At 37.0% G+C, this 21474-nt stretch carries 23 protein-coding genes; 14 read left to right on the forward strand and 9 right to left on the reverse strand.

The window, feature by feature from the left end:
• The first annotated feature begins 98 nt into the window (after positions 1 to 98).
• The 4 genes from PHO43_RS05475 (at position 99) to rlmD (ending at position 3011) form a co-directional block, all read left to right on the forward strand.
• Positions 99 to 461: a hypothetical protein gene (locus PHO43_RS05475; RefSeq protein ID WP_154904851.1), complete on the forward strand. Its 363-nt coding sequence runs from the start codon at positions 99 to 101 to the stop codon at positions 459 to 461.
• Between the two features lie 89 nt (positions 462 to 550).
• Positions 551 to 937 (forward strand): DUF7689 domain-containing protein, encoded by a 387-nt coding sequence (locus tag PHO43_RS05480; RefSeq protein ID WP_045090634.1) that lies wholly within the window; start codon positions 551 to 553, stop codon positions 935 to 937.
• Positions 895 to 1521 (forward strand): PKD-like domain-containing protein, encoded by a 627-nt coding sequence (locus PHO43_RS05485; protein ID WP_288011565.1) that lies wholly within the window; start codon positions 895 to 897, stop codon positions 1519 to 1521. The genes PHO43_RS05480 and PHO43_RS05485 overlap by 43 nt, the downstream gene beginning before the upstream one ends.
• Positions 1522 to 1601: 80 nt before the next feature.
• Complete coding sequence (rlmD, locus tag PHO43_RS05490; protein WP_045090636.1) at positions 1602 to 3011, forward strand: 23S rRNA (uracil(1939)-C(5))-methyltransferase RlmD; 1410 nt, start codon at positions 1602 to 1604, stop codon at positions 3009 to 3011.
• Between the two features lie 39 nt (positions 3012 to 3050).
• On the opposite strand, the gene PHO43_RS05495 is transcribed toward rlmD, so the two are convergent.
• The 3 genes from PHO43_RS05495 to PHO43_RS05505 all read right to left on the reverse strand — a co-directional run bounded on the left by PHO43_RS05495 (position 3051) and on the right by PHO43_RS05505 (position 4881).
• A complete protein-coding gene (locus PHO43_RS05495; RefSeq protein WP_288011567.1) occupies positions 3051 to 3956 on the reverse strand; it encodes a TraB/GumN family protein in 906 nt (301 codons plus the stop codon).
• 16 nt (positions 3957 to 3972) lie between these two features.
• Entirely contained in the window at positions 3973 to 4281 is a 309-nt protein-coding gene (locus PHO43_RS05500; protein WP_045090637.1) for a hypothetical protein, read from the reverse strand.
• A gap of 72 nt (positions 4282 to 4353) precedes the next feature.
• Positions 4354 to 4881, reverse strand: a complete 528-nt coding sequence (locus PHO43_RS05505) for a ferritin (RefSeq protein ID WP_045090638.1) — start codon at positions 4879 to 4881, stop codon at positions 4354 to 4356.
• A gap of 190 nt (positions 4882 to 5071) precedes the next feature.
• Between PHO43_RS05505 and spt the strand changes: the two genes are divergently transcribed.
• A complete protein-coding gene (gene spt / locus PHO43_RS05510; protein ID WP_288011570.1) occupies positions 5072 to 6262 on the forward strand; it encodes a serine palmitoyltransferase in 1191 nt (396 codons plus the stop codon).
• 111 nt (positions 6263 to 6373) lie between these two features.
• A complete protein-coding gene (gene guaB, locus PHO43_RS05515) occupies positions 6374 to 7852 on the forward strand; it encodes an IMP dehydrogenase (protein WP_288011572.1) in 1479 nt (492 codons plus the stop codon).
• Between the two features lie 38 nt (positions 7853 to 7890).
• On the opposite strand, the gene PHO43_RS05520 is transcribed toward guaB, so the two are convergent.
• A complete protein-coding gene (locus PHO43_RS05520; protein ID WP_288011574.1) occupies positions 7891 to 8646 on the reverse strand; it encodes a protein-L-isoaspartate(D-aspartate) O-methyltransferase in 756 nt (251 codons plus the stop codon).
• 185 nt (positions 8647 to 8831) lie between these two features.
• On the opposite strand from PHO43_RS05520, the gene PHO43_RS05525 reads away from it, so the two are divergent.
• Together PHO43_RS05525 and PHO43_RS05530 are read left to right on the forward strand one after the other, a co-directional pair.
• A complete protein-coding gene (locus tag PHO43_RS05525) occupies positions 8832 to 9959 on the forward strand; it encodes a C40 family peptidase (protein ID WP_052673246.1) in 1128 nt (375 codons plus the stop codon).
• A 17-nt stretch (positions 9960 to 9976) separates the two neighbouring features.
• The gene (locus PHO43_RS05530; RefSeq protein ID WP_045090642.1) at positions 9977 to 11158 is read left to right on the forward strand and encodes a dipeptide epimerase; all 1182 of its coding nucleotides are present in this window, start codon (positions 9977 to 9979) and stop codon (positions 11156 to 11158) included.
• Here the strand turns inward: PHO43_RS05530 and PHO43_RS05535 are convergent.
• The 3 genes from PHO43_RS05535 to PHO43_RS05545 form a co-directional block, all read right to left on the reverse strand.
• On the reverse strand, positions 11155 to 11538 hold the full coding sequence (locus PHO43_RS05535; protein ID WP_288009366.1) for a DUF3037 domain-containing protein: 384 nt from the start codon (positions 11536 to 11538) through the stop codon (positions 11155 to 11157). The two genes, PHO43_RS05530 and PHO43_RS05535, sit on opposite strands and share 4 nt — an antisense overlap.
• Entirely contained in the window at positions 11525 to 12295 is a 771-nt protein-coding gene (locus tag PHO43_RS05540) for a HipA family kinase (protein ID WP_288011593.1), read from the reverse strand. Before PHO43_RS05540 ends, PHO43_RS05535 begins: the two co-directional genes overlap by 14 nt.
• 79 nt (positions 12296 to 12374) lie before the next feature.
• Positions 12375 to 12929, reverse strand: coding sequence for a nicotinamidase (locus tag PHO43_RS05545; protein WP_288009364.1), 555 nt, complete (start codon positions 12927 to 12929; stop codon positions 12375 to 12377).
• A gap of 139 nt (positions 12930 to 13068) precedes the next feature.
• On the opposite strand from PHO43_RS05545, the gene PHO43_RS05550 reads away from it, so the two are divergent.
• Complete coding sequence (locus tag PHO43_RS05550) at positions 13069 to 13431, forward strand: DMT family protein (protein WP_045090646.1); 363 nt, start codon at positions 13069 to 13071, stop codon at positions 13429 to 13431.
• Between the two features lie 146 nt (positions 13432 to 13577).
• On the forward strand, positions 13578 to 15953 hold the full coding sequence (locus tag PHO43_RS05555) for a TonB-dependent receptor (RefSeq protein ID WP_288011576.1): 2376 nt from the start codon (positions 13578 to 13580) through the stop codon (positions 15951 to 15953).
• Here the strand turns inward: PHO43_RS05555 and PHO43_RS05560 are convergent, their stop codons facing one another.
• Both PHO43_RS05560 and PHO43_RS05565 read right to left on the reverse strand, forming a co-directional pair.
• Positions 15954 to 17375 carry an amino acid permease gene (locus PHO43_RS05560; RefSeq protein WP_288011577.1) on the reverse strand — a complete coding sequence of 474 codons (1422 nt, stop codon included), beginning with the start codon at positions 17373 to 17375 and terminating at the stop codon, positions 15954 to 15956. It abuts the gene before it with no gap.
• A 14-nt stretch (positions 17376 to 17389) separates the two neighbouring features.
• On the reverse strand, positions 17390 to 18067 hold the full coding sequence (locus PHO43_RS05565; protein ID WP_053826978.1) for a DUF554 domain-containing protein: 678 nt from the start codon (positions 18065 to 18067) through the stop codon (positions 17390 to 17392).
• Positions 18068 to 18202: 135 nt separating this feature from the next.
• On the opposite strand from PHO43_RS05565, the gene PHO43_RS05570 reads away from it, so the two are divergent.
• From PHO43_RS05570 to PHO43_RS05585, 4 genes are all read left to right on the forward strand, one after another.
• The gene (locus PHO43_RS05570; protein WP_045090648.1) at positions 18203 to 18655 is read left to right on the forward strand and encodes a DUF4494 domain-containing protein; all 453 of its coding nucleotides are present in this window, start codon (positions 18203 to 18205) and stop codon (positions 18653 to 18655) included.
• A complete protein-coding gene (locus tag PHO43_RS05575; protein WP_053826977.1) occupies positions 18652 to 19314 on the forward strand; it encodes a YggS family pyridoxal phosphate-dependent enzyme in 663 nt (220 codons plus the stop codon). Before PHO43_RS05570 ends, PHO43_RS05575 begins: the two co-directional genes overlap by 4 nt.
• A gap of 99 nt (positions 19315 to 19413) precedes the next feature.
• Positions 19414 to 20391: a dihydroorotate dehydrogenase-like protein gene (locus tag PHO43_RS05580; RefSeq protein ID WP_288009356.1), complete on the forward strand. Its 978-nt coding sequence runs from the start codon at positions 19414 to 19416 to the stop codon at positions 20389 to 20391.
• A 45-nt stretch (positions 20392 to 20436) separates the two neighbouring features.
• On the forward strand, positions 20437 to 21381 hold the full coding sequence (locus PHO43_RS05585; RefSeq protein WP_053826975.1) for a hydrogen peroxide-inducible genes activator: 945 nt from the start codon (positions 20437 to 20439) through the stop codon (positions 21379 to 21381).
• Positions 21382 to 21474 lie beyond the last annotated feature (93 nt).

Consider the following 21474-nt stretch of genomic DNA (forward strand, 5'->3'; position numbering starts at 1 on the left):
AAATTCTCTGAAGAAACGGAAGTTTTTATAAATACTGGTATACTGAACAATTACGATGTTTATACAGAATTATTAAGTCATCTCTAATAATTATTACTATGAAAAAATATTTATTCATTTTGATTTTGCCTATTATCTTATCTTTTTCTAATTGTGAAAACCGAAGTGAGGCAATGGAAGAGATAGAAATAAGTGTTTGCGGTACTGAGAACCCAGCTTGGTTATTATCTGAAATATCAAAAATAACAGAATTAAGATCTCATAGACCTGTCAAAGTATCGTTTTATATTGATGGTGATACAGAAATTGTATCAATAGAGGATCTGGTAAATTCAAATTTCTCTGAGGGGTTGATGTTTTTTTATTGCAACGGTGAAAGAATAGAATTTAATTCAGAAAAACACAATCAATATTTAAAATTGTTGAAAGACAATAAATTTACATTATTATGGTCTAATTAAAATTTTAAGAAAATGAAAGATTTCATTTGTTGTATCTTATTTATATTGTCATCCTTAATTTTGTTGCCACAAAGCGTAAATATACTTCCATGGGTAGTCTCGTTTCAGACACATATATTGTCGAGGAATCATTAACACCTGCTGATATTGTTTACATGAACAGTAAATTAACTATCCAATATCCAAATGCTCAAAAATTAGAAGAAGCAACTAGTACTTATAATTGTCATGCTTACGCATGGCATATTTCTGAAGGAGGAAATAGAGTTTGGATTGGTTATTATACTGCTACTGCGGAAGATATTTATTGGCAGGATGGTAGTTATATTGAAGTTACTAACCCAATTAAGGGAGACAAAGTAGTATATGTTAATGATAATCATTCTGCAGTAACTACATCTGAAAACGGAATAGTTATTTCCAAATGGGGGCAATGGCCTTTATTGAAGCATTCAATATACGACTCCATTATATAAGTACTTCAATAAAATATTATAGAAGGAGCGTACCAAAATTTGCTATAACTGGATCTTCAACTATATGCGATATAGAGAATTACGATATAACTTATTCACCTAATGGTTCCATAATTGAATGGACAACAAGTCCAAATATTGTAATTGTTTCCGGACAAGGAACTGCAACTATAATAGCTTCTAAGGCTTCATCAGCTGAATTTGGGAAAGGTTATATAAATGTTAAAATAAAATTAATTGGCCATATTGTTTTAACTGCGAATAAGGTAATAGATTATGTTGGTACTCCAGTAGCAACTTCTGTTACAGGCCCTTCCTATTTATCGGTTGATGGTACTGGCAATTTTATAGCTGAGCCATATATAAATAGTAGTGATATTCTATATAAATGGATAGTGGTGCCTTCTACTGTTTCCACAAATCCCTGGAATAATTCCAATTCTATTACCTTTCATGCTGAAGGTACTTATAGTGTTTCATGCCAGATAATTAGCCCTTGTGGATTTGGTTCTGCAATAAATACTATTGTGACAGTATCAAGAAGTGGATATTTCACACTTTTGAAACTCCTCTCACAGGAATGAAGTTGAATTTTGTCGTGTATAGGAATATACCGTATTAACATAGAAAATGCCTATCTTTGTATCTCCAAAAAATATAAAGAATGGCAAGAAAGAGAAAACAACTTCCCCTAATAGAGAATGTGCTTATAACTGATGTGGCAGCTGAAGGCAAAGCAATTGCCAAAGTGGATGGCATGGCAGTATTTGTGCCTTATGCAGTGCCGGGTGATGTAGTAGATATTCAGCTTACACGCAAGAAAAGCAGTTTCGCAGAAGGTAAGGTTGTACGTTTCGAGAGCTATTCTGAAAATAGGGCTGTGCCTTTCTGTGAGCATTTTGGGGTATGCGGAGGTTGCAAGTGGCAGAGTCTGCCTTATGAAGAGCAGCTGAAATACAAACATAAGCAGGTTGTAGATAACCTAGAGCGTATTGGAAAGATTGAATTGCCTGAAATTAGTCCTATACTTGGTGCACCTAAAACAAATTTCTACAGAAATAAGCTGGAGTATACTTTCTCTGATAAGAGATGGCTTACGGATGCTGAGATATCGTCGGATAAGGAGTTCTCTCGTAAAAATGCATTGGGCTTTCATATTCCTGGCATGTTTGATAAAGTGCTTGATATCAATAAGTGCTGGCTGATGGATGATCTCCAGAATGATATAAGAAACAGTTTTCGTAAGTTTTGTCTTGATAATGATTACTCCTTTTTTGATCTTCGTAATCAGGAAGGATTGATGCGAACACTTGTTGTAAGAAACACTTCTATTGGTGAGTGGATGCTTATTGTTGTATTCTATGAAGATGACCGAGAGAAAAGAGAAAAACTGATGAGTCACATTCAGACTGAATTTCCTCAGATAACTTCATTATTATATGTCATCAATCAAAAGGCAAATGACACAATTACCGATCAGGAAGTTATTACCTGGAGTGGGCGCGATCATATTTTTGAAGAGATGGAGGGACTGAAATTCAAAATTGGTCCAAAATCATTTTATCAGACAAATAGCGAACAGGCATATCATCTTTATGAGATTGCTCGTGAATTTGCACAGTTAAGCGGTGATGAGTTGGTTTATGATTTATATACAGGTACCGGCACTATTGCCAACTTTATTGCACGTGATACCAAAAAGGTAATTGGCATTGAGTATGTTGAAGAGGCAATTGCGGATGCAAAAGTAAATTCAGAGATTAACGGAATTAGTAATACCCTTTTCTTTGCAGGTGATATGAAAGATGTTCTTACAACCGAGTTCATAAGCGAACATGGCAGGCCTGATGTAATTATTACAGACCCTCCACGTGCAGGTATGCATGAAGATGTGGTAAATGCAATACTTATAGCAAAACCTGAAAGAATTGTTTATGTAAGCTGTAACCCTGCAACACAGGCTCGTGACCTCAGTCTGCTGGATTCCAAATATAGAGTAGTACGAGTCCAACCTGTAGATATGTTTCCTCAGACACATCATGTGGAGAATGTTGTGCTATTAGAGAAAAAGTAGACTTTAAATGGATAAAATAGGTTTATAGACTCATTATACCTATTTAACCGGCTCAACAGTATAGCCCAAACTTCTAAGTCCTTCAATCAAACCAACTTCTCCGGGTAAGTGCAGGCAACCTACGGCAATGAATGAAGACTTATCAGCTATTATATCTGGTAGTTTTCTCAGCCATTTATTATTTCGGTCCCTGTTTAGTGCATTTTTCTCCTCTTCTGTACTTGGGCATGGATCATTTGGCAATTCTTTCTCAGAAAGCTCATAAAGTACATTAATGTCATAGGAGTGATATGCAACATGTAGTTCATCCATCTGTTCTTTAAGTAAATCAGGATTCTTAACCATGCACATTAACATCTCTGCTTGACGCTCAGGAGATTGCAGATTAAGCAACACCTCTATCTGATCTTCTGTTGACTCAAGTCCTATTATCGGCCTGTTTCTCAATAATGCTTCTTCCTGAAAGTGCTGATCCATACTAATCTCATTTGAGAGTGTTGGATAAAACTTCTGATATAGAGTTAAGGAAATTAAATTAGAAAGGAGTGCCGGTTTCATGATTCCTAGTTGTTCAAGACCAACTCCTACAAGATTCCTTAACGTGCTGTCAAGTAATTCAATATCTTCCTCTGATATGAGTGAGTCATAAGTTACGCCATTCGGCAACATTGATTCACTCATTATTTTCATCTGCATCTCTGCCATATTGCTCATGTCCAGCTCTCCAACTACTTGTTCTGTGTTTTCAAAAGAGTGTTTTAGTCCGGGTACTGAATCAAGAAATGTTATGGGTACAAGATGATGCGTCCCAAAAAGATATGAAGGACTTTCCAGTCCATTACCTGAAATACTCCATAATAGTGAGTTGTTGTCAACTTTTGACTGAACTGTACATGACAGCATCATTAATAATGCTGTTAATAATAACAGTGATTTTCTATTCATAATGTATTTGAATGTTTCAAACTAAGTCTGCCTCTCTTGTGTCGCTAAATGAAGGCTCCTCTTTTCCTATCTTAAGGAAATCGAAAAGTATCCAGAATATGGTAAATGAAGGTATAAAGTCTGTAACAGGCAGCAGTTCCTCAATAAATGTAATTAGTGAGGTGTATTTACCTCTTTTATTGCCAAACAACTTGTAACTTATTGACGCTGCAACTGGTGCCCATATGACATCAATAACTGGTCCTGCAACAGGAATAGCGGCTGATGCCATTCCTATAGCATCAAGTAAAACACATTTGGCTAATTTTATATATTTATTACCCATGGGCAAATTTTTAATATATAAACCAGGGAGTTTTAATTCCCTGATTTATATATCTTTATATATATATTTGTCTTAAGCTTCCTGAGAACTTTGAGAACTGTTTAAAGGTGTATAGGATCTGGTTGCAAGTTCCTTGTCCATCATGTAAACACCAATTCCATTGTCTCCAATAAGTTTTAATGCATCAACCATACCTTGTGCTGTTTCCTCTTCTTCTACCTGTTCGTTTACAAACCATTGAAGCATGTTTTCAGTTGCGTAATCATTTTCGCTGCGTGCAATTGCTACCAGGTTATTGATTAACGATGTAACAACTCTCTCATGTTTTAATGTGTCTTCAAACGCTTGTAGAGTTGAATCCCATGAAGTTTGTACTCCCTCAATTGGTTGTAATACAACTTTATTTCCTTTTGAAGTCAGGTAGTTCATGAATTTAAGTGCATGATCCTGTTCTTCATGAAATTGTACTTTAAACCAATTTGCAAAACCGGGCAATGCATTGTTTGCAAAATGAGCCGACATAGAAAGATAGAGATAAGCAGACCATAATTCGGCATTAATCTGTTTGTTGATTGCTGCTTCTAATTTTTCACTGATCATAATTTTACTGTTTTATTATTTTTGTACCATACTTTGTTAAAACGCTCTGTTAAGAAAAATGTTTTGTAAAAGTAATCACTTTTATTATTAATAAAAACTGTGTTAATCATGATGTGAATATTGTTTTTAAATTTATTACTATCTTTGTACAATGGCTTCGTGAAAAAATATTTTTATTAATTTTCTTCAAATGAACTTGCTAAGAGAAAAAATGATGAAATATGATGCCCCGCAACGTGCGAAGGCAGCAGGAATATACCCATATTTCAGGGCTATAGAAAGTGATCAGGATACCGAAGTTGTCATAAGTGGCAAGAAAGTACTGATGTTTGGTTCTAATGCATATATAGGACTGACAAATCATCCAAAAGTTATTGAAGCTGCAGTAGCTGCAACTAAAAAATATGGGACCGGAATGGCGGGCTCTCGTTTTTTAAATGGGACTCTGGATATACACATAGAATTGGAGAGAAAGCTTGCCAATTTTATGAATAAAGATGAAGCTATTGTATTTTCTACCGGATTCTCTGTAAACGAAGGTGTTTTAGGTTGCCTTACAGGTCGTGAAGATTATATAATATGGGATGAAAGAGATCACGCTTCAATAATTGAGGGATTAAGGACCTCTTTTTCTACGAAGTATAAATTCAGGCATAATGATATGGCACACCTCGAGAAGCAGCTCAAGCGCTGTGATGCACAGAGTGTTAAGCTTATTGTAGTAGATGGTGTGTTTAGCATGGAAGGTGATTTGACCAATCTGCCTGAAATTGTGAAACTGGCTCGTAAATATAATGCCAATATAATGGTTGATGAGGCTCACAGTTTAGGAGTACTCGGTAAAAAATATAGTGGTCGCGGTGTATGTGATCATTTTGGCTTACTGGGAGATGTGGATCTGGTAATGGGAACCTTTAGCAAGTCACTTGCATCTATTGGAGGTTTTATAGCAGGAGATTATTCAGTTATCAACTATTTGAGACACAATGCAAGAACTAATATCTTTAGTGCAAGTATAACACCGGCTGCTACTGCGGCTGCTACTGCGGCACTTGATATTTTAAAGTCTGAACCTGAGAGGGTAAAGCGACTTTGGGAATTGACATACTATGCAATAAATCAATTTAAGGAGCGAGGGTTTGAATTAGGACCTACTTCAACTCCAATTATGCCACTCTATGTTAGGGATAATGATAAAACATTTCTTATTACAAAAATGCTGTTTGAAAATGGAATATTTGTAAATCCTGTGGTTTCACCTGCTGTTTCTCCCGGAGATACTCTCATACGTTTTTCATTGATGGCAACACACACAATAGATCAGATTGATTTTGCAATAGAAAATATCACAAAAATATTCAAGAAATTAGATTTGTTATAATCCATTGCATGGGATAGCCATCCTCTACAATGTTATTTAACATCAAGAAAGAGAGTCGTTAGATAAAAAATATATACTTTTGTATGCAATAAAAATATAAAGGTAAAGTTTATGTCATTTATTGCAGATAAAATTGTTATGGAAGGTTTGACTTTTGACGACCTCCTTCTTGTTCCAGCCTATTCTCAGGTACTACCACGTGATGTAAGCCTGCAGACAAAATTCTCAAAAAATATAATGCTCAATATCCCTATGGTTTCAGCAGCCATGGATACTGTAACCGAAACTGTTATGGCTATTGCTATAGCAAGAGAAGGAGGTATTGGAGTTATACATAAAAATATGAGTATTGATGAGCAGGCAAAACAGGTAAAAGCGGTTAAACGCGCTGAGAATGGAATGATACTGGATCCAATAAGCATCACTCCTGATAAAACTGTATCAGACGCACTGGGTCTGATGTCTGAGTATAAGATTGGAGGGATTCCGGTAGTCAACGGTGATAATATCCTGGTTGGTATTGTTACTAATCGTGATCTCCGTTTTGAAAAGGAAATGGATAAGAAGATAGAGGTGGTTATGACAAAGGATAACCTTGTTACCACAACAATTTCTACTGACCTTGATAATGCAGCAGAGATCCTACAAAAACATAAAATAGAAAAACTACCGGTTGTAGATCCCAACTATAAGCTGGTAGGACTTATCACATATAAAGATATCACAAAAGCTAAAGACAAGCCTTTTGCCTGTAAAGATGAACAGGGAAGACTTCGAGTTGCAGCAGGAATTGGTGTTACTGCAGACTCTATCGAGAGAGCAACCGCACTAGTTGAAGCCGGGGTGGATGCAATAGTTATTGACACTGCACATGGTCATTCAAAAGGTGTTGCTGATATGTTAAAACTCGTGAAGGAGAAATTCCCTCAAATCGATGTGGTCGTAGGTAATATTGCAACTACGGAGGCTGCAAAGTTTCTAGTAGAAGCCGGAGCAGATGGTATAAAAGTAGGTATTGGACCAGGTTCAATTTGTACAACCCGTGTAATAGCAGGTGTGGGTGTTCCTCAACTATCTGCAATTTATGAAGTATCAAAAGCGCTTAAAGGAACTGGAGTACCTTTAATAGCAGATGGTGGACTTAGATATTCAGGCGACATTGTTAAAGCACTTGCTGCAGGAGGCTCTTCAGTAATGATGGGCTCTATGCTTGCAGGGACTGAAGAGTCACCGGGTGAAACTATCATATTTAACGGAAGGAAATTCAAAACATATCGAGGCATGGGTTCCCTTTCTGCAATGCAACAGGGTTCTAAAGACAGATACTTTCAGGATGTTGAGGACGATATTAAGAAACTTGTTCCGGAAGGTATTGAAGCCAGAGTTCCTTTCAAAGGCACCTTGCAGGAAGTTATCTACCAGATGGTTGGAGGTCTGCGTGCCGGAATGGGTTACTGTGGTGCCGAGAATATTGAAAAACTTCACGAAGCAAAATTCACCAGAATTACAGCTGCAGGATATACAGAAAGTCATCCTCACGGTGTTATGATTACACGTGAAGCACCAAATTATAGTAAAGGAAGCGAATAAATAATATTAAGAGATATTTTACCCAGGGGTTGATGAGTTTACTTTTCAACCCCTTTTTGCATTGGTACAAATATAAAATCACCATGTAAAGACTCTTTAAATGACTCTTCTCCGGTTCGTTTTATAATTGTCATTTTTTGACCCGATCTACCACCTACAGGTACAACCATCCATCCACCAATTCGCAATTGATACATTAGTTTTTCTGGAACCTTATCAGGTGCAGCTGTAACAAGAATCTTATCAAACGGGGCATCATCCGGTAATCCTTCATAACCATCACCATAAAACAGATGGGGGAAGTATCCTAACGAATTCAACCTCTTCTTAGCAGACAGGTATAGTTCTTCATATCTTTCAATACTATACACATCCGCTCCCATTTCACACAGTATAGCTGCCTGATAACCGCTGCCGGTACCAATTTCCAGTACTTTCTCTCCAGGCTTAATTTTTAAAAGCTCTGATTGGTAAGCAACAGTAAATGGTTGAGAGATTGTCTGTCCTCTCTCAATAGGCAATGGTCGGTCAATATAGGCTGCACCTCTTAACTCTTCATCAACAAATTCATGTCTCGGAACATTAGCTATAGCCTTGAGAACAAGCTGGTCTGAGATTCCTTTCTGTTCAAGCTGCTTTGCCAGCTTAGCAGCTTCTGTCATCTGCCGGGAGTCCATAATTACTTCAGGATTTGTATTTCTACTTTTAGTCTTATTAGAAGAACAGGTAATTAATCCTGCACAGCAAAGTAGAATTGTTAACAGCGTGATTTGATGTTTTCTTATTGTTTTCATCTTTCAATCTGTTTACATTATTATTACAAAGATAGTGTATTTCTGAACTTTATGCTGAATATCTTTAAATTCAACAATTTTTAAAAGAAATGTCGTATATTTCGAGTATCTATTAAAAAGGGCTTTTAGATATGAACAAAGGTTTCCTAATACTTTTTATATGTATCCTTTCAATACAAAGTTGTATGGTTCAGAATAACGATGCAGAGCAGATAATCCGTAATATTCAGGAGAAATATGCACCTGACAAGAGAGTGGAGGTGTTTAATGTAGAACTATTTCGAAAAGATAATAGATTCATTATTAAAGGAGAAACTACCAGCAGTAATGCACATAAAATACTATTAAGTGAATTAAAAAATATTTATCCTGACATAGAGGATTCTGTTCGTGTTCTGCCTGATATAAGTCTTGGTGAGAAAACCTTTGGCGTTATTTATAACTCTGTCGGGACATTAAGGAGTGCTCCAAGATATAGCTCAGAGATGGTGTCACAGGCATTGCTTGGAACAACAGTAAGAATTCTCGAAGAGCAGAGAGGGTGGTTGCGGGTGCAGACTCCTGACGGATATATAGGATGGATATCGGGCTCGGTTAAATCCATGTCTCAGGAAGAACTGAATCAGTATGAGAGTAAAGAAAGAGTTATCATTACAAGTAATTTTGCCATCTCATATGAAAATGCCGATGTTAACTCATTGCCCGTATCAGACCTTGTAATTGGAAACATATTAAATCTCATGTCTGAAGGGAAAGACTATTTTGAGGTCATTTATCCTGATGGAAGAATAGCTTTTATTAAATCGACAGATGCCTTAAAACTTAGTGACTGGAAGAATAATATAGTACTGACTGGAGAAAGTATAGTAAACACTGCCTATAAGTTTAAAGGTGTTCCATATCTTTGGGGAGGTACTTCAGCAAAAGGACTTGATTGTAGTGGATTTACCAAAAGTGTCTACTTCATGCATGGGATTGTTCTTGCAAGGGATGCATCACAACAGGTTAATCAGGGCGAATTAGTGGATTCTGCAGGAGACTTTAGTAAACTTCTTCCCGGAGATCTTATGTTTTTTGGATCAAAAGCCAAGCCATTTGCAAAAACTAAAGAAGAGAGTAAGGAGAGAGTTGTACATGTAGGAATATATATAGGGAATAACCACTTTATTCATGCATCAGATAATATTCATATCAACAGTGTAAACCCTGTAGATGAACTCTATGATAAATTTAATGCAGGCAGATATCTGCGTTCAAAAAGATATATTACAGATGGTAAGGTTATTAATGTAAACAGATTTGAGCCTTTATAATTCAAGTTTATTTTAATATGGACAAAGAGAGACGTCGTTTTATAAGATCGGCTGCAATTGCTGCAGTAGCTTTTGCATCACCTGAATTTTCGATAAACAGTGCTGCAAAAAACAATATGCTCTTCAGTATCAATAAACATCATAACTCTTCCTCTAAGATGAAACTTTCATGGACTCCCTATAACCTACAGCTTAAACATACATTCACCATTTCAGGCTTCTCAAGAACTACTACACCGGTAGTACTCACAGAAATTGAGTATGATGGAGTTGTTGGGTATGGAGAAGCATCTCTTCCACCATATTTGGGTGAATCACAGGCCTCTGTAATTGACTTTTTAAAACGGGTTGATTTATCCGGATTTAACGATCCTACACATATTGAGGATATTGTACATTATGTCGATTCCATTGCCATAAACAATACAGCGGCAAAGGCTGCAGTGGACATCGCCCTGCACGATCTTGCAGGAAAGATTATAGGAGCACCATGGTATAAAATGTATGGATTTGACAAGAGAGATGTACCAGATACAACTTTTACAATTGGTATTGATACAGATGAGGTGGTAAGAGAAAAAACCATTGAGGCTAAAGATCAGTTTAATATCCTTAAAGTGAAAGTTGGCGGTCCCGACGATAAAAGAATGATTAATGCAATTCGTTCTGTTACAGACCTTCCGTTATCGGTAGATGCTAATCAGGGATGGACTGACAGACATGAGGCTCTGGATATGATCTACTGGCTTAAAGAGCAGGGTGTGGTAATGGTTGAACAGCCCATGCCAAAGAATGATCTTGACAATATATCCAGACTTACAGAAATGAGTCCTCTCCCAATTTTTGCTGATGAGTCCCTGCAAAGACTTAGCGATATTGAACGATTGAAAGGTGTATTCTCTGGTGTAAATATAAAACTGATGAAGTGCACCGGTATGCACGAAGCCCTGAAAATGCGCAACATGGCAAAAGCATTGGGAATGAAAGTGATGATGGGATGTATGACTGAAACATCCTGTGCAATCTCTGCTGCTTCACAACTATATTCAGGAATGGATTTTGCTGATCTTGATGGTGCTTTATTAATTGGAAACGATTGTTTTGATGGAGCTAAACTAGAAGGTGGTAAAATTATAGCATCAGATTTGCCGGGCATTGGGGTAACTCCAAATCGTGAATTGAATTTTAGCCATAATTAGACAACCAATTCGTTAAATAGTCTGTCAAAAGTTCTATCCAGATCATTACTCTTTCCTGCGTGGACGGGGGATGTCTGAATTATTGTACTTCTTACCGCTGTAAGCCATCTGAATCGTTCAGGTATATCATATAAAGCAATTGGAGCGTAATCGCAGTTTCCATCTGCAATATTTTTAAATGTCTCAAGACTTTCTATCACTTCTTCGTATTCCAGACCTGTGCACATAAGCTGAAACTTTTCTGGACAGAGATGATATTTTAATCGAATATACTTCTCTTCTTTTGAGAAGAGAATAAGTCCGACATTGAAAAACTCCTCCCTCTCCACTTTTGGCACCAGTCGGATAACAGCATAATGATATAATTTATCCTCTCGCATCTTTAGCAACATTTAGGAATATGGCGGAATTTGACAACCTTTTAGTAAGTAAGTTATAATAGACGTCCCTCACTTCATCAGGACTTTCATTAGTATGTTCCCATACGACCCAATCATCAGGTATGAGGTTTACTATCTCTCTTAGTAAATCGTCAGTAAGTATTTTATGTGCAAACTCATCAGCTTCGTCAAGTTTCGAGGCTTGTGACAAAAGTATATGGTCTTTTACATAAGGGAATGGATTCAAAGCATTGGTGTCAAAATCTTTCCATGAGTGATGAAAATAAAAAGATGCCCCATTATCAATAATCCAAAGCTCCTGATGCCACCAGAGCAGATTGCTGTTATTATGTGTGCGGTCGATGTTGGTTGTAAACGCATCAAACCACACAATAATTGAAGCGAGCAAAGGATCGATCTCTGTTTTCGGGTCATAAGCCAAGGCTCCTGACAGGTAGTGTAATCCCAGGTTAAGCCCCTTACTCCCTTTCAGTAAATCCTGAATTTCTTCATCACCTTCTGTACGTCCAAAATCTTCATCCAGATGTGCAAATACCAGTTCTGGAATATTCAATCCCAGGACCGATGCAATCTTTCCACCCAGAAGTTCAGATATCAGCATTTTAGTACCATGACCTGCCCCGCGGAATTTCAGTACATACTTAAATCCGTCGTCCGCTTCAGCTAAAGCAGGCAGGGACCCTCCTTCACGCAAAGGGAGAATATACCTTGATACATTAACGCTTCGTAGAGTAATATCATTTGACATCTTGAATACAAAGATACTAACCAAAAATGATTTTACATTATTGTGAGCATTTCAATCCGGGAGTTTTCTATAAAACATCAGAAATGTCTTCAGATTCTATCAAAATACAACCTTTTGAATACATTTCGTTAAGAGCCTCTTTGCCATCACAAGGCTGAACATTCACAGCTGCAATTGCATCTGTTATAACAAAAGTGTGAATACCGTTTTTAACAGCATCCAGAGCCGTCTCTTTAACGCAGTAATCAGTTGTTAACCCACAGATATAAAGTGTTGTAATCTCATTCTCCTCAAGATAATTTGCGAATGATAAATTTGTAGCCTCAAAAGCAGAGTAGCCATCATCTTTATTATCTGTACCCTTAATTAATCTAAGATCAATTTTTTCGCTTTTCAGGTCAGGATGAAATTCAGCACCCTTTGTACCAGCAACACAGTGTACCGGCCACTTTTCAAAATGTACAGAATCTTCAGGATGCCAGTCCTGTGACGATATAACCAGGTCAAATTTCTTGATTATTTTGTTTATAGTTGGTACAATTTTATCTCCATCTTTTACACCCAGTGCACCACCGGGACAAAAATCATTTTGAACATCAACAATTAGCAGAGCTGTTTTCATATAAATTATCTCCTAAATTCCTAAATATATAACTATAACAAAAGATATGAGATGGTGTTCATTAGCTGAAAGTTCGGTAGTGCATAATATTGTTTGTATTCTAAAATGTTGTATTTTTGCGCAATTTTTTTGAAATGATATGAACTACATTCTTACAATCGGACTTTTAGTAATTTCAAATATATTTATGACGCTGGCATGGTATGGTCACCTAAAGCTGGCAGAACAAAGCTGGTTTAGTAAATTACCTCTTATTGGAGTAATCCTTGTAAGCTGGCTTATTGCATTTTTTGAATACTGTTTTCAAGTTCCTGCCAATCGTATTGGATATGAAGGCAATGGAGGTTCTCTTTCATTACTTCAGTTAAAGGTGATTCAAGAGGTTATCACTCTGGTAATTTTTGTTCTGTTCTCCTCATTTGCATTTCAGACAACTTTGAAAATGAATCATCTTATAGGATTTGTCTTTCTTGTGCTTGCTGTCTATTTTATTTTCAAGTAATGTGATTAAAGAAAAAAATCACTAATAGTAGTGATTGTTTCATCGTTCTAATTAATATTACTTTGCATTATATCTTAGGTTAATTTTAAGACTACAATAGAGGATTGATCTATTGTTGTCTTTTCTATTTAAATAAAATTTCAAATATGAAGAAGTTGATATTGTTAATGTCTGTAGTTTGCTACACTTTTATTACTGCTTCAGGAGCAGATTATGAAAAAGAAAATCCACAAGATACATTAAGGGTATATTATTTAGACGAATTTGTGATTAGTAGTTCCGTGAAGGAAACAAATAACCTGAAAAATATGCCAACCGCTGTTTCGGTTGTATCTCCTAAGCAGCTGCAGAATACACAGATTGAATCACTGCCTGATCTAAGCAGTTATATACCAAACTTCTTTATACCCACTTATGGTTCAAAAGTGTCAACTCCTATTTATATTAGAGGTATTGGTGCACGGTTAGGTTCTCAAACAGTTAGTTTGTATGTAGACAATGTGCCAAGCTTCAATCCATCAGCTTTTGATTTTGAATTTCAGGATATTCAGCGTGTAGAGGTATTGCGAGGAGCACAAGGAACACTTTATGGCAGAAATGCAATTGGCGGCATTGTGAATCTTTACACCCTGTCTCCTTTAGCATATCAGGGAACCCGCTTGACAATGAGTGGGGGCAATTATGGCCAGTTTTCACTAATGGGCTCAAATTACAGTAAGCTTTCCAACAATTTTGGTCTCTCTGCAGCAGCATATTATAAGCGCGATGATGGTTATTTTACTAATAGCTATACAGGAGAAAAAGTCGACAATTCAGAAAATGCCGGAGGCAAAATTAAATTAGAATGGCAGGCATCACCTGATTTTAAAGCAATACTGTTTGGTAATTATGATTATGTTACCGGTGGAGCATTCCCCTATATGCATGTCGATTCAACCAGATCCAATTTTAATGAACCCTCTTCCTATGATCGCCATCTTTTTACAAACGGATTGTCTCTTGAATGGCGCAGGAGTGGCTTCACAGTTCACTCAACAACCGGATTTCAGTATCTGAAAGATGATATGAAAATGGATCAGGACTATACCTCCAATTCTGTTTTTTCTATAAATCAAAAGCAAAAGCAGCATTCTATTAGTCAGGAGTTTACCGTTAAGTCAGACTTAAACAAAACTTATAGCTGGGTGCTTGGTGCATTTGGATTTTATGACAGAAGAGTTGTAGATACACCTGTAGCAATTAAAGAGGATGGTATGGTTGCCATGCAGGGTCATCTCGATACAGCTATGGAGAGAAAGGGAGCCCCGCTTAGAATTGTCTACGCTAATGATAGAATTGATCTTCCCGGAATATATACAAAACCCTCAAAGGGAGCGGCTCTTTTCCACCAATCAACAATAAATGATCTTTTTGGTGTTGAAGGCTTGTCAGCTACAGCAGGTTTGAGATTCGACTATGAGCAGACTGCCATAGATTTCTCTACTGAAAGTGATGGTGGTGATGTAAATCTTAAATTTCAGATTCCAAACAGACCAATGCCTGATATATTTGTTGAGGGAGATACTTTAATTGAAGGGTCTTTCAGCAGGGATTTTGGTCAGCTTCTTCCAAAATTCGCATTAAAATATAATTACTCACCTACTTCAATGATTTATTTATCAGCCTCTAAAGGATATAAAACAGGCGGATATAACGAACAGGTGTTCTCCGAAGTGCTGCAAGGAGCTCTTTCGGAATCAATAATGAGAAATGCAATGAGCGGAATGCCTCCCGGAATGTTGCCTGGTGGTGGTGCTCCCGGAAATGGAGATGAAGATCCAAGTCTGGAGGAGATGCTTTCATATGATCCTGAAACAAGTTGGACATATGAGCTGGGTGGTCGCTATGAAATGTTAAACAATAAACTTTCACTTACATATGCTCTGTTCTACTCTCGAGTAAATGACATCCAGATAATTAAACTTACAAGACAGGGAACTTCAGGCAGAACAGTGGAAAATGCCGGTAAATCAGAAAGCAAGGGATTTGAGTTGAGTGTTAAGTACAGTCCTATTAGTAATCTTTCATTTTATGGTGATTATGGCTTTGCTAATGCTCGATTTAAAGACTATCAGGCATCTGAGGATGTAAATTATGCAGGAAATTATATCCCATTTGCTCCTCGTCATACTTTAAGTCTGGGAGCCGGTTATGTATATAAATTTGATAATGGATCATTTATAGACAGGTTTATTGCAAACGTTCAATATACAGGTGTAGGAAAGATTTACTGGACTGAATCTAACGAGGATTATAACGGACAAGAGCTTTATCAGCCATTTTATGGTTTGGTAAATGGAACAGTAGCAGTTGAGAAAGGTGTTTTTTCTCTGGAATTATGGGGAAAAAACCTATTAGGAAAAGATTATAATTCATTCCTTTTTGAGGCTTCCGATATGACTACAGGAAATACTAATTCATTCGTTCAGCGTGGTTATCCTGCCAGAATAGGAGCTACATTAAGATATACATTTGACAGATAATCAGAGAATGATTTTCCCTGAAAAAATCAGACCGGTTATTATCAGTGATCCAATTAGCAATAAAACTATAACAGCCCACTCCCAAGGTTTGGGCTGTTTTTTTTGCTCTCTTTTTGCTTTTATAAAGAGAAGTGATCCTATGGCATAAAATAGTAAGGAAAGAATAAGATATTTAATACCTACGGCAAATATTACATAAAGAGAGTAGATCGTACCCAACAGTGCAATAATAAGATGATGCAATGATTCCCTTTTTCTGTTAATCATTGCAATCTTTACAGCATAAAGTGATGACAGTAAATAGGGAATAAGCGCCAGCGTAGTTGCAATTGTTATAGCAGCCAGATATGTCTCGTTTAGTTTAGGCGACAATATTGAAATAAGAAATATTTGAGTAAAACCCTGAGTAATCAGAAGTACAGTTACGGGGGTTCCGTTTTTGTTTACCTTTTTAAATATACGGGGAAGAACATTATCAACTGCTGCAACATATAGTGTCTCAACCGACAGCATAATCCAGGAGAAACTTGCACCAAGCACGGAAACCATAATTCCAAGCTTCACTATCACTCCTCCGGCTGCACCTACCGCAGTCTGCTCAAGAACCAGTGCCAAAGGAGTCTCAGATGCTGCTAATTTATCTGCCGGTATAGAGGACATTGCAATAAAAGTGATCAGCATATATACCCCAAGCACAATAAGCAGAGAGATTATAATAGTAAGTCTGACAATCTTCTGACTTTTGGCTCTTCCAGATAATACCGATGCTGCCTCCATTCCCACGAAACACCATAAAATAATTGCCATTGCACTTTTAATCTGTATCGTGGGCGATGTTGGTTCACCTGTTGAGGCAAGTCTTGTTTGCCAGTTTTCTACAATGAAGAGATCACTTTTTACCAGTAAAACACCTAGAACTATTATAAGAATAACAGGAATCAGCTTTGCAGTTGTTACTATGAAATTAAGTATGGCGCCTTCTCTTATACCCGCTTTCAGTATAAAAAAGAATATCCAGATAATAAGTGAACCAATAATAAAAGCTTGTAGGGGTGAAATAGCTTTATCGCCCAGCAGATCATTAAATGTCTTAAAAAATAGTGCGATAAATCCAATGTTGCCAAGCCAGCCTAACGACCAGTATCCCCATGCTGAATTGAATCCCATGAAATCGCCAAACCCATCACGGGCATAGGCATAGATACCACTTTTCAATTCTGGTTTTTTTGCTGCGAGATAAACAAATACCAGAGCAAGCATCAAAGCTCCGAATCCACCTATAAGCCAGGCAATCATTGCACCTTGTGGATTAGCCGAACTGATGAGATCTTTAGGAGAATTAAATATGCCGGATCCAATCATCGATCCGAGGGCTATAAAAACCAACAGCCATAAACCTAACTTCTGATCTTTCTTTTGCAACTTTTGAGAGGAATTTAGTTAAAAATCCATAGTAACAGCACCACTATAACCAGAGAGGGAAGCATATTCATAATGCGGAGTTTCTTTATTTCAAGTATGTTGATACCTAATCCTATTAATAATATTCCTCCTACATTGGTTAGTCCCAGTATAATATCATCAGTGAAAAAATGGGATGCAAACATGGCAAATAGCGTCAATGATGCCTGAAATAAAAAAAGTGGCAGAGCAGAAAATGCTACACCTACTCCAAATGCAGAAGCCAGGAGTATTGCAGAGAAAAAATCCATCATCGATTTAGTATAAAGGAGATCAGGTGACCCTCCTGTTCCTTCCTGTATAGTGCCAAGTATAGTCATCGAACCTACGCAAAACAAAAGAAAAGCAGTAACCAATCCCTCTGAAAACCTCTCACTCCCAATTTTGAAGCGCTTTTTAAGGTACTCACTCAACTGTTCTGCACCTTTTTCCAGGTTCCACCACTCACCCAAGAGAGAACCAATAGCAAGACTGCTAACTATTATAAGTATTTTTTCCATGCTCACAGCCATAGTGGCTCCTATTGCAAGAGTGAAAAGTCCAATTGCCTGAAAATAAATTGATGTAACTCTTCCAGGCATTTTTTTATTGAGAACAAGACCTAGTAGTCCGCCCACCAGTACCGCTACTGTATTTACAATGGTTCCAATCATTTTATTAAGATAATTTGCAAAAATAGTATTTAAAACCGAATAACTGCAAATCACTTCAGCTTTCACAAAATCTCCTTTTCATTTCTATTTTATCCTTATCTTTGTTATCCTAATAAAATAAATTAATAAGATTATATGTACAACTGGTTTGAGTGTAAACTGAGATATGATAAAATGCTGGAGACCGGCATTCAGAAAACTGTTACAGAGCCTTATCTGGTGGATGCGTTGTCATTTACCGAAGCTGAGGCAAGAATTATAGAAGAGATCAGACCCTTCATTTCGGGCGAATTTACTGTGTCTGATATTAAGCGAGTTAAATATTCAGACTCATTTTTTAATGAAACAGGTGATAGATATTATAAGGCAAAACTGTATTATATAACACTTGATGAAAAAAGCGGTTCAGAGAAAAAAACTGCTGTAAACATGCTCGTTCAGGCATCTGAACTTAAAGAGGCAGTTGAAATTATTGAGGCTGAAATGAAAAAAACTATGATAGACTATTCAATAGCGTCTGTCACAGAGACAGCTATTATGGATGTTTTCCCATATACGGGCGATAAGGTTACTAATAAGGAAGAATGAGTATAAGATCAAAAATAGAGGCGTTAAAAGAGACTGTTCCATCGAATGTAAAGATTGTTGCTGTTTCCAAATTTCATTCAAATGAAGAGATTATGGAAGCTTATAATGCCGGACAGCGATTGTTTGGCGAGAGTCGTGTACAGGAGCTTGTGCAAAAACAACAGGAACTGCCAAAAGATATTGAGTGGCATTTCATTGGGAATCTGCAGCGTAATAAAGTAAAACAGATTGCCCCTTTTGTTACGTTAATTCATAGTTTAGATAGTGAGAGGCTAATGCGTGAAATTGAGAAGCAGGGTAGCGCCAATAACAGGGTAATACCATGTTTGCTCCAGATACATATTGCAGATGAAGACACTAAATCAGGATTCTCTCCCGAAGAGTGTCGCAAGTTCTTGTCAGAAGGCAGATGGAGAGAATGCAGGCATGTGAAAATTTCGGGCCTCATGGGTATGGCCACATTTACTGAAGATGAAAAAAAGGTGAAAAATGAGTTCGATCAGCTTAAGTCGCTTTTTGATGAATTCAAAGATCTTCATTTTAAAGATGATGCTGATTTTAAAGAAGTTTCAATGGGAATGACCGGCGACTACCCCCTCGCAATTGAGTCAGGGAGTACAATTGTAAGAATAGGGACACTTATATTTGGAAGTCGCTGATAAACGATGACATTATTTTTAAATATAACATATCGATTTTATCAATAAAATTCCCTATTTTTGTTTATTATGAAATTTTGAAAAACATTTCTTCATCGTATGACTACAAGTTTACAAACAACATTTGCGGGGTTAAAACTAAAAAATCCCATAATTGCTGCAAGCAGCGGGTTAACAAATTCTATTAATAAGATTATAGAACTGGAAAACTCAGGTGTGGGAGCAATAGTTTTGAAATCTCTTTTTGAAGAGCAGATTGAAAATCATTCAGAAAAACTATCTCAGATAGCAGATTACCCGGAAGCTGCCGATTACATCAATACTTATGTTCAGATGAATCATATGGATAAATATCTTGATTTAATCAGATCGGCAAAGAAGCGTTGCAGTGTGCCAATTATTGCAAGTATAAACTGCTATAAAATGGCAAGATGGACTGAATTTGCAAAAACTATTCAGGATGCAGGAGCTGATGGTTTGGAACTTAACCTGTTTGTTCTAAATGCCGGTGAGTTTGGAGATACATATCTTGAGGATACATATGTTAATATTGTCAGGGAACTAAAAAAGGTTATCCATATACCGGTTGTAATCAAAATGGCAAAGAATATCGGTAATTTACCGGGACTTGTTTCAAAGTTGAAGGCTCTTAGAGCTGATGGTATAGTGTTGTTTAATCGTTTCTATCAGCTTGATATTGATATTAAGACTCTGGAGTTAGTACCAGGTCCGGTTTTCAGCAACCCTTCTGATTTCAGTGATACTTTAAGGTGGACCGCAATAGTGTCGGGTCGAGTGCCTGATTTTGATATTGCCTGTTCATACGGTGTTCATACATGGGAAGATGTAATTAAGGGAATTCTTGCAGGTGCTGGAGCAATACAATTATGCAGTACATTATATGAAAACGGTTTGGAAACAGTTGATCATATCCTTACATGTATTGAAGAGTGGATGAACCAAAACAACTATACAAATATTGAGGAGTTTAAGGGTAAATTGAACTATGCAAACATAAAGAGTCCATACCTGTACGAACGTGTACAGTTTATGAAGTATTTCTCAAACTACAAGTAATATACAGGTAATTTTTATGTTTCATTTGATTAAAGAATAAGCTTTATGAATATACAACAGTTAGAATATATTATTGCAGTAGATAACTATCGCCATTTTTCCAAAGCTGCAGAGGCATCGTTTGTAACACAGCCAACACTGAGTATGATGATTCAAAAGCTGGAGGAGGAGCTGGGAGTAAAAATATTCGATCGTTCACAACTGCCTGTTCAGCCAACAGAGATTGGAGAACGTATTATCGACCAAGCCCGCGTTGCTGTTGCTCAGGTTAATCATATAAAGGAGATAATTCTGGAGGAGAAAGGTATCGTAAAAGGGGTGTTCAGACTCGGAATAATTCCTACTATCTCTCCCTATCTTTTGCCTAAACTCATGCAGGTTCATCGTGACAATAATTATGATATCAGAATTATTATTTCAGAGCTTACAACCGATCAGATATTAAAAGGTTTATCTAATGATTCTCTTGATGGTGGAATTCTGGCTACTCCGCTGAAAGAACCTTCGATAAATGAAACCCCAATCTATTACGAACAGTTTTTTGCATATGTTTCACCACTTGAGCGATCTCTGTATGCAAAAAATGCATTGGATGAAGATGATCTGAATGCTACTAAGTTATGGTTGCTTGACGAGGTGCATTGTTTCAGGACGCAGATTCTTCACTTGTGCAATCTTAAGAAAAGAAAAGGTGCAAATCAATCCATTTTCTCCTATGAAGCGGGCAGTATCGATACACTTATAAATATTGTAGATGAGAATGAGGGTCTGACTGTTATTCCAGAAATGGCTATCGCCAACCTCAGTGAGAAGCAAAAAAAGAATGTAAGACCATTTAAAAACTCAACTCCTGTACGTGAAGTCAGTCTCGTAACCCGTAAGGAGTTTATCCGCGAAAGGTTGATCAACATTATTGTTGATGAAGTGAAGGAGGCTGTGCCAAAATCTCTCCAGGATGAGGCAATGAAAAAATATGTAATTCCGTTATAATTATATTGACAGTTTACACACTATTGGTACTTGCTTAACTCTTACTTTGCTCTTACCTTGTTCTTATGTTGCTCTTTTAAATAAGGAGCATGT

This window comes from Lascolabacillus sp., from assembly GCF_028696275.1.
GTDB classification, from domain to species: domain Bacteria; phylum Bacteroidota; class Bacteroidia; order Bacteroidales; family Dysgonomonadaceae; genus Proteiniphilum; species Proteiniphilum massiliensis.